Origin of the sequence: Actinomadura sp. GC306 (genome assembly GCF_004348665.1) — a bacterium.
Lineage (GTDB): Bacteria > Actinomycetota > Actinomycetes > Streptosporangiales > Streptosporangiaceae > Spirillospora.
In genome coordinates, this window is record NZ_SMKM01000285.1 from 1 (window position 1) to 8460 (window position 8460).

Annotated in this window: 10 protein-coding genes and 1 pseudogene; 6 read left to right on the forward strand and 5 right to left on the reverse strand. The window is 69.8% G+C overall.

The features are described 5' to 3' along the window. The 3 genes and pseudogenes from E1200_RS28095 to E1200_RS28105 form a co-directional block, all read right to left on the reverse strand. A pseudogene (locus E1200_RS28095) lies at window positions 1-209 on the reverse strand (hypothetical protein); the annotation flags it as partial. A gap of 244 nt (window positions 210-453) precedes the next feature. Beyond that, on the reverse strand, window positions 454-1434 hold the full coding sequence (locus tag E1200_RS28100; protein ID WP_131955098.1) for an aldo/keto reductase: 981 nt from the start codon (window positions 1432-1434) through the stop codon (window positions 454-456). Between the two features lie 210 nt (window positions 1435-1644). After that, a complete protein-coding gene (locus E1200_RS28105) occupies window positions 1645-2391 on the reverse strand; it encodes a VOC family protein (RefSeq protein WP_131955099.1) in 747 nt (248 codons plus the stop codon). Between the two features lie 226 nt (window positions 2392-2617). On the opposite strand from E1200_RS28105, the gene E1200_RS28110 reads away from it, so the two are divergent. The 4 genes from E1200_RS28110 (at window position 2618) to E1200_RS28125 (ending at window position 4921) form a co-directional block, all read left to right on the forward strand. Continuing rightward, window positions 2618-3043: a hypothetical protein gene (locus tag E1200_RS28110; protein ID WP_131955100.1), complete on the forward strand. Its 426-nt coding sequence runs from the start codon at window positions 2618-2620 to the stop codon at window positions 3041-3043. Window positions 3044-3757: 714 nt separating this feature from the next. Then, window positions 3758-4177 (forward strand): SRPBCC domain-containing protein, encoded by a 420-nt coding sequence (locus tag E1200_RS28115; RefSeq protein WP_131955101.1) that lies wholly within the window; start codon window positions 3758-3760, stop codon window positions 4175-4177. Beyond that, window positions 4167-4541, forward strand: a complete 375-nt coding sequence (locus E1200_RS28120; protein WP_131955102.1) for a metalloregulator ArsR/SmtB family transcription factor — start codon at window positions 4167-4169, stop codon at window positions 4539-4541. The genes E1200_RS28115 and E1200_RS28120 overlap by 11 nt, the downstream gene beginning before the upstream one ends. After that, a complete protein-coding gene (locus E1200_RS28125) occupies window positions 4538-4921 on the forward strand; it encodes a VOC family protein (RefSeq protein WP_131955103.1) in 384 nt (127 codons plus the stop codon). Before E1200_RS28120 ends, E1200_RS28125 begins: the two co-directional genes overlap by 4 nt. Before the next feature lie 50 nt (window positions 4922-4971). Here E1200_RS28125 and E1200_RS28130 read toward each other — a convergent pair whose 3' ends face one another. Together E1200_RS28130 and E1200_RS28135 are read right to left on the reverse strand one after the other, a co-directional pair. After that, complete coding sequence (locus E1200_RS28130; RefSeq protein WP_131955104.1) at window positions 4972-5229, reverse strand: hypothetical protein; 258 nt, start codon at window positions 5227-5229, stop codon at window positions 4972-4974. Window positions 5230-5334: 105 nt separating this feature from the next. Beyond that, window positions 5335-6384: a DNA polymerase IV gene (locus tag E1200_RS28135; protein ID WP_131955105.1), complete on the reverse strand. Its 1050-nt coding sequence runs from the start codon at window positions 6382-6384 to the stop codon at window positions 5335-5337. Between the two features lie 183 nt (window positions 6385-6567). Here E1200_RS28135 and E1200_RS28140 point away from each other — a divergent pair, with 183 nt between their 5' ends. Next, window positions 6568-7308 (forward strand): PRC and DUF2382 domain-containing protein, encoded by a 741-nt coding sequence (locus tag E1200_RS28140; RefSeq protein WP_243708880.1) that lies wholly within the window; start codon window positions 6568-6570, stop codon window positions 7306-7308. Window positions 7309-7745: 437 nt separating this feature from the next. After that, window positions 7746-8460 (forward strand): DUF222 domain-containing protein (locus E1200_RS28145; protein ID WP_131955107.1); only part of this gene is annotated, 715 nt, incomplete at its 3' end.

The window sequence follows — 8460 nt, forward strand, 5'->3', positions numbered from 1 at the left end:
ACCATCGTGGGCGGCGGCGGGGGCGGTGCCTGGCGCTCGTCGTCCCGCTGCTCGGGCGGCGGCGTGCCGCCCAGCTGCGGGGCGCCGAACACCACGGTCCGGTCGCCCATCGGCCGGGCCGGCGGCTCCTGGCCCTCGGACGGCCGCTGCTGGCCCTCGTCCTCCGGCAACGGCCGCTGCGGTCCCTGCGTGCCGTCATTCTCGGTCATCGTCGGGCTCCTTCAGCGCCGTCGTCCCGGGGCCTCCCCGGCTCCCGGAAGTTCAGAAGCGCGCGGCGCATAACACGGCCTCCGAACCTTGTCACCCATGCCCCCACGTGGCGGTCCGGCCACGCGCGGGCGCTTTCCGCCCCCAGCCTGCCCCGATCGCCAGCGGTATCGCAAATCCCCATCCTGTAGACGCAGAACGCGTCCCGAACGTTCATTCCCCGGCGGTACCGGCTTGCACGTCCTGTCAGGAATGCCCGAGAACGGGATGCGGACGGTACGGCGCCTCCAGCCGTCCGACCTCCCCTTCGTCCAGTGTCAGGCCCTCAGCGGCGACCGCGTCCGCCACATGTGCGAGTTTCGTCGCACCCACGATGGGGGCCGTCACGCCGGGCTTGCCGAGCAACCACGCAAGCGCCACTTGCGCCGCCGGCACGCCCCGCTCCTTCGCGACCTCGCGGACGGCGTCCACCACATCGAAGTCGGCCTCCGTGTAGAGGGTGTCGCCGAAGGCGTCGTTCTTGGCCCGGACGGTCTTGCGCTCGCCGCCCCGCTCCCGGTTGCCGGCCAGCAGCCCACGAGCCAGCGGACTCCACGGAAACATCCCCACACCCTGGTCGACACAGAGCGGGACCATTTCCCGCTCCTCTTCTCTGTAGACAAGGTTGTAGTGGTTCTGCATGGACACGAACTTCGTCCAGCCGTGCAGCTCCGCGACGTGCTGTGCCTTGGCGAACTGCCACGCGTACATGCTGGACGCGCCGATGTACCGGACCTTGCCCGCCTTCACGATGTCGTGCAGGGCCTCCATGGTCTCCTCGATGGGCGTCCCGTAGTCCCACCGGTGGATTTGGTAGAGGTCCACATAGTCGGTGCCGAGGCGCCGCAGGGAGTCGTCGATGCCCGCCATCACGTGCTTGCGGGACAGGCCGCGGTCGTTGGGCCCCTCCCCCATGGGCATGTAGACCTTGGTGGCCAGGACGTAGTCGTCCCGCCGGGCGAAGAGCCTCCGCAGCAGCCTTCCGGTGATCTCCTCGCTGACGCCGTTGGAGTACCCGTCGGCGGTGTCGAAGAAGGTCACGCCCTCCTCCACGGCCCGCCGGACGATCGGCTCCGCCGCATCCTCCTCAAGCGCCCACGCCCGAACGGCCGGATCGCCGTAACTCATCATCCCCAGGCAGATCCGCGAAACCTTCAAACCCGTCCTGCCGAGACGCACCTGTTCCATACCCGCTCCTCTCGCACCCGCCTCAGGCCGGGGCGCCGCAACCCCCCGATCCTGTCTCGCCCCAGGCCGCCTCGTCGACCCCGGCGAGGACCTGGCCCCGCGAGGGAGGTCGAGAGGGGCCGGCTTCCGGACGTGGCACGAGTGCAACGCCTGGTCCGCGACGCCTTCGACCGGTCGCTTCCGGCGTGGCGTCAACGGATTCGGACCGCTCTATGTGGCTGTGGGGCGGCCTAGGACGCAGAAGTCGTTGCCCTCCGGGTCGGCCATCACCGTCCAGGGGGCGTCGCCTTGGCCCACGTCAGCGTTGGTGGCGCCGAGGGTGCGGAGGCGGTCCACTTCCGCTGCGTGGTCCTCGCGCTGGTAGGGCAGGACGTCCAGATGGACGCGGGTCCACACTGTCTCCGCGTCGGACTTGCGGACGAACTCCAGATACGGGCCGACCCCTTCGGCGGAGCGCAGGCGCGCGAGGTCATCGGTCAGTTCGTGCACGGTCCAGTCGACCGCCTCGCCCCAGAATCGGGCCATGGCACGAGGGTCGGCGCAGGCGACGACGACCGCGGCGATCGGTCCGGTGTCCCGGTAGATCGGCCGGGGCTCCAAGACGCAGAACACGTTGCCCTCCGGGTCGGCCATCACCGTCCACGGGACGTCGCCCTGGCCGATGTCGGCGTGGGTCGCGCCGAGTTCTGTCAGGCGTGCGACCAGCTCCGCCTGGTGGGCTTCGGAGGTGGTGGCGAGGTCGAGGTGCGCGCGGTATTTCACCGTTTGGGGGTCCGGGACGGTGACGACGTCGACGCAGACGGCCGTGGGGTCCGGCCAGTCGAAGCCCTCGGGTTCGACGTTGGTCACGCCGGGGCCCTCGCTGGAGACGCCCCAGCCGAGCGCATCGGCCCAGAACCGGCCGAGCGCCGAGTCGTCCCGGGCCTTGTAGTTCACCTGTACGAGCCGCAATGCCATGGGACCCGAGGATAGGAGGTCATGCAGGGAGTCAGCACTCCCTTGTGGCGCCGCGGAGCTGCAAGGCGGCCGTCCCGTCCGGCCCTTCACCGCCGCGCCCAACGGCGAGCCCTGCTCTTCCCAAGAGCGCCTAAAAGGCGTTTTGTCATGGTTTGCTACCTCAGGCGAGAGGGGCAGCCTCCCGGGCAGGAGACGGCCACCGTGGCCGCAGCGGGGAGGGGATTCGATGACGACCAAGATGACCCACGGGTCTGCCTCGACCTCGACACGAGCGCGGGTGACCTCGGGGTGGCTGACCTTCGCCGGCACGATCGCCCTGGTGATCGGAACGTTCAACATCATCGCCGGACTGGTCGCCCTGCTGAACGACGACTACTACCTCGTCACGCAGAACCAGATCCTGGTGTTCGACTACACCACCTGGGGCTGGTTCTGGCTCGCCCTGGGCGTCGTCCAGGTCGCGGTCGGAGCGGGGATCGTGGCAGGCAAGATGTGGGCGCGCGTGGTCGGGGTCATCGGCGCCGTCCTCGCGGCGATCGGACACCTGGCGTTCCTGCAGGCGTTCCCCATCTGGTCGGTGCTGACCATCGCCCTGTGCGTCCTGCTGATCTACGCCCTCACCGCACCGCCGCCCGGCACCCGAGCCGCCTGACCGCCGCGGCTGCGCAGGACCACCAAGTGCGTCGACTTGCGGCGTGTTGTTGTCAGGAGAGGCCGGAGAACAACAACACGCCGCAAGTCAACGGATCGTCGGCCCCGGTGAACGGTGATGGTCACCGCACTAGCCCGGCTGGGGAGGGCCGCCCTGCGGGCCAGGATGCGGTCTCTGGCTTGGACTGCCGCGGGGGCGGCGAAGAGGCGCCAGCGGAGGCGGCAGGCGTGCAGACCGCCGGCAGCCGCGTGACGAGGAGGGCCGATCACCGGGCTGCGGTGGCCCAGTTTCGACCACCGCGTCGGACGTCAGGGCCAGGGGCCGCCGCCAGGACGAAGGCCGGGGTCGGAAGCGCGTAGGCGAGGGCGCTAATTAGCGGGAGCCGCCGAGAGCGCAGTCGGCGTCAAGACCCACCTCACCCACATCTACGCGAAGCTCGGCGTCAACGACCGGGCCGCGGCGGTCGCCACCGCCTACGACAAGCGCGCGGCATGGCCGACGACCAGCGAGGTCGGCAGGCCGGCGGTGAGCAGGGGCGGCAAGGCCCAGACCGTGCTCCGCGTGGTCGGACGGTCGGGACCGGTGTGGAGGACGTCGCCCGACACCGGGAGATCGGCGCCGGCGACGCCGGGTCAAGGATTCGCGCATGGAGGATTGCGCAACCGGTTGGTTGCCACGTATGTTGCAACCTGTTGGTTGCTACTGGGGGTCAGTGTGGGGGTTCCCGATCGGATTGAGCGGGGTCTTGAGCTTCGGCATCCGCCGGAGAAGGTGTGGGCGGCGTTGACCACTGCCGAGGGACTCGGGGGGTGGCTTGGTACCTACGCGGAGGTCGAGGAGTTGCGCCCAGGCGGGCGGGCTCGCGTGCGGTGGGGGCAGGGCAAGGAGGACACGCTGGTCTTCCAGGTGGTGCAGCCGCCGCACTTGCTCGCCTACACCTGGGCTATCGAAGGGCTGCCGCCGAGCGATCCGCGGCGGACCTACGTGGAGTTCACCCTTGAACCAACGTCCGCGGGCACCAGGCTCACCGTGGTGGAGACGGGCTTCGCCCAGCTTCCCGACGCCTACGAGACCAATGTTCAGGGCTGGCGGACCAAGCTGGCCGAGCTGATCGACTATCTCGATGCCGCCTGAGCACCCCGACGCCGAGGCGGTCGCGGAGGCGGTGTTCACCGCGCTGGCGGATCCGACGCGGCGCAGCGTCCTCGCCGAGCTCGCCGCGCGTGGGCCCGCTACCGCGACCGACCTCGCCGGGCGGTTGCCCATCTCCCGGCAGGCGATCGCCAAGCACCTGCGGCTGCTTGCCGAGGCCGGGCTCGTACGGGCCGAGGCCGGGGAGCGGCGCCGCGTCCGCTATCGCCTGCAGACCGGGCCGGTGACGGTCGCCCAGGGGTTCCTGGCCGCTCTCGCCCGCGACTGGGACGGCCGTCTGGAGCGGCTGCGCGACCACCTCGATCGGACACAGGACTCGATCGGACACAGGAGGAGTGACCCGTGAACCCGAGTTTCCGTGGCGGCCACAACATCGCCATGAAGCTGCCCAAAGCCCAATTCGACCGCACCGTCGCCTTCTACCGGGACGTCCTGGGCATGGAGGTGACCGACCAAGACGCGGTTGGCGTGGCGCAGAGCGTTTCGGTGCGGTTCGGGCCGGTGACGCTGTGGCTGGACCGGGTCGACAACTACGCGCACGCCGACCTGTGGCTGGAGCTGTTCACGGACGACGTCGAGCGCGCGACCGCGCATCTGGCCGCGCATGGTGTCGCCGTCCAGGACGAACTGGAGCCGCTCCCCGCCGGGCTGGACGCGCACTGGATCAGCAACCCGGCCGGCGTCCCGCACGTCGTGCGGCTCCCCGACGACGGCGGCCGGTCATGACGAGGGGCCCGGTCCTTGGGCGGACGGGCCCCTCGTGAAGCTTCGGCGGGTTACGAGAAGGCGCGGCACTCCGTCTCGGCGCGGCGCTCGGTCATGCCCTGGCGGGTCGCCGCGGTCACGCACGCCTGCTGCTTCTCCGTCAGCTCGGCGGGCTGCCCGCAGTCGGTGACGCTCGAATAGGTGCGGCAGTCCTGGCGCGTGGGCTCCTGGGACGACTGGGCGGCGGTGGCGCCCCCGACACCGGCGAACCCCACGGCCGCCGTGATCAAGGCACCGACCATGACCCTCCCGACCATGACCCTCTTCATGTGCTTCCTCCCCCGTCGTGCACATCAGCCAACGAGCGTCATCCTCCCCGGGGCCTCCGAGCACCAAACGCCCGCAAACTTCAAGAAAACCGCGAAATCACCAGGTCAGCGGGCGAACTCGGCGCGGACCCCGAGGAGCCGCACCGGCCGCCGCTCGTTGAATCCGTCGAGTGCGGCGAGGGCGGCCTCCACTATCCGGTCCGCCCCGATCCGGTCCACCCCGGCCCGGTCCGCCCCGGTCGCCGGCGCCTCCAGCGTCCGGCCGTGCGTCCGGGTGAAGAACGGCGCGTACCGGACCTTCACGATGACGCGGCCGACGTCCCTCCCGTCGCCGGCGGCGTCGTGCGCGACCCGGCGCGCCAGCCTGGCGACCTCGCGGCGCACGTCCGCCCAATCGTCCAGATCGTGCTGGTACGTGGTCTCCCGGCCGCGGGACCGCGGGACATGCGGCGCATCGCTCACCGGAGAGTTGTCCCGGCCCTGGGCGAGCAGCACCAGCCAGGGTCCGATCGTGGGGCCGAAATGCCGGGCGAGGACGTCCGGATCGGCCGCCGCGAGCTCGCCGACCGTACCGATGCCCAGCCCCTCCAGCCGCTTGGCGGTCTTGGCCCCGACGCCCCAGAGCGCGTCCGCCGGCCGGTCGCCGAGCACCTCGAACCAGGTCTCCCCGGTGAGCCGGAAGATCCCGGCGGGCTTGCCGAAACCGGTGGCCAGCTTCGCCTGGAGCTTGTTCTCCCCGATGCCAACCGTGCACTCCAGCCCCGTCGCCGCGCGCACCCGGTCACGGATCTGCCTGGCCAGCGCCTCCGGATCGCCGTCGACGGCCAGGAACGCCTCGTCCCAGCCGAGCACCTCGACCACGACACCGAACCCCCGCAGCGTCGCCATGACCTGGGCCGAGACGTCCTCGTAGAGATCGCGGTCCACCGGGAGGAACACGGTGTCCGGACAGCGCCGGGCCGCCGTCCGAAGCGGCTGCCCGGAGTGGACGCCGCAGGCACGGGCTTCGTAGGACCCCGTGCTGACGACGCCGCGCTTCGTCGGATCGCCGTCACCCCCGACGACGACCGGCCGTCCGCGAAGCTCCGGACGGCGCAGCACCTCGACGGCGGCGATGAACTGGTCCAGATCGACGTGCAGGACCCAACGAGCCACCTCCCCATTGTTCCCCCACCGGCACGGCCAGCACTTCGCATTGTTCCCGGCAGAGCGGAAAATCTGGGCAAATCAGCCTTTGAAGGTATTTGCCCTCGAAGAGACATTCTTTCGTTTTGTGGTGGTAGGGCTGCGAGGACCGAAGAAGGGATGCACATGCTTACCAGGGAACAAATTCCTCAGGTGTTGGGCCATCCGCTCTACGACGAGAGCGGCAGCAAGGTCGGCGACGTCAAGCACGTCTTCCTCGACGACGAGACCGGGCGTCCCGAGTGGCTGGGCATCAAGACGGGGCTGCTCGGCAACAAGGAGACCTTCGTCCCGACCAGCGGGGCCGAGTGGGTCGCCGACCATGTCGAGGCGGAGTGGGAGAAGGACTTCATCAAGCAGGCGCCCCACGTGGACGTCGAGGCCGGGCATATATCGGCGGACGAGGAGGAGCAGCTGTACCGCTACTACGGCATTGGGCCGGGCGGGAGGCACGCCCAGGCACATCCGGGGGACGCGGCACCGGAGCGGGGACGCGAGACCGACGATGCGATGACCCGCTCCGAGGAGGAACTCCACGTCCGCAAGGAGACCCGAGAGAGCGGCCGGGCCAGGCTGCGCAAGTACGTGGTCACCGAAGAGCAGGAGATGACCGTCCCGGTCAGCCACGAGGAGGTCCGGGTCGAGCGTGAGCCGATCACCGGCGAGAACCGGGACGCGGCGATGCGCGGAGCGGAGATCACCGAGGCCGAACACGAGGTCACCCTGCACGAGGAGCGGCCGGTGGTGTCCAAGGAGACCACCCCGGTGGAGCGCGTGCGGGCCAGCAAGGAGACCGTCACCGAAGAGGAGACCGTCGGCGGCGAGGTGCGCAAGGAGCGCATCGAGTTGGAAGAGGAGGAGGACGCCAGACGGCGAGGCCACCGCGAGCGGTGACCCGTCTCCCGCCCCGGGCCGACCGGCGGTCCGGGGCGGCCCCATGCCCGGCCCGCACCACTCCCCGCCACCGCGTCGAGCCGGGCCTTGCCGCGGGCACAGGGGTCGGCTGCGCTCCTACCGCTTGAGGTCGGTCAGCAACGCGGCGAACGCCCGCTGACGCACCTCCGGCTTCGGCGCGTCCGGACCCTTGCTGTCCCGACAGCGACCACTCCCAAAATGGAAACGGCCTTAGCCAAATACATTTTCCCCATACCCGTTGCGAACGACTTCGAGGCTAATGAGGCTTGGCAGATGGGGCCTGCCGGTCGCGTGCTCGCTTCGCGGCGTTCTGGAATGGTGTTCGGTATTTCGAGTGCTCAGACTATCCGGGGGGTTCTGAAACTGTCACCCGGAGCTCGTGGTCACTGTCCGTGGTTGTTCGATAACATAGGGGCGTGTGTTCGAGCGGGCTGATCGAAGTGGCGTCGATGTCCACCAGTGAGTTGGTGGACGCGGCGGCGGCGATCGCGGCCGAACTCGCCCGACGAGAGGCACCCGAGTCCGGCGCTGCGTGCATGCAGGCGGCCGAAACGTTGGCCAGCGCCACGGACCTGCACGAGAGCGCTCTCGCCTCGCTGATCGCCCGAGTCGACGCGACAGGAGAGATGCGGCGTTGGGGGTACCCGTCCGTCCGGAGCTGGCTGAGGTCCCGCCTGGGCATGCGGGAGGCCAGAGCGAAGGAACGCATCAACCTGGCGCGCCAGCGCGACCGCCTCCCGGCCGTCACTAGGCGACTCGCTCGCGGTCACCTTTCCTATGGCTACGCCTCCACCATCGCGACCGCCGTCACCCGCCTGAACGATGACGACTGCGCCGCCGCCGAGGACATCCTTCTCAACTTGGTGGAACAAGACTTCTCCGCCGGGAAGGTCGCGGCCTTCGGTAACCGGATCACCGACCTGATCGCCGAACGCGATGGCACCGAAAAGCCCGACCCCGACACCCGGCACGGCTACGAACACTCCTGGATCGACTCGACCCGGTCCCTTGACGGCGGCCGCTACATCAAAGGCTGGCTCAACGCCGAAGACGCAGCAGTCTGGGACGGGACCCTCGCTCCCCTCGCCAAACCTGCCGGAACCGATGACCACCGAGACCTCTCCGCCCGGA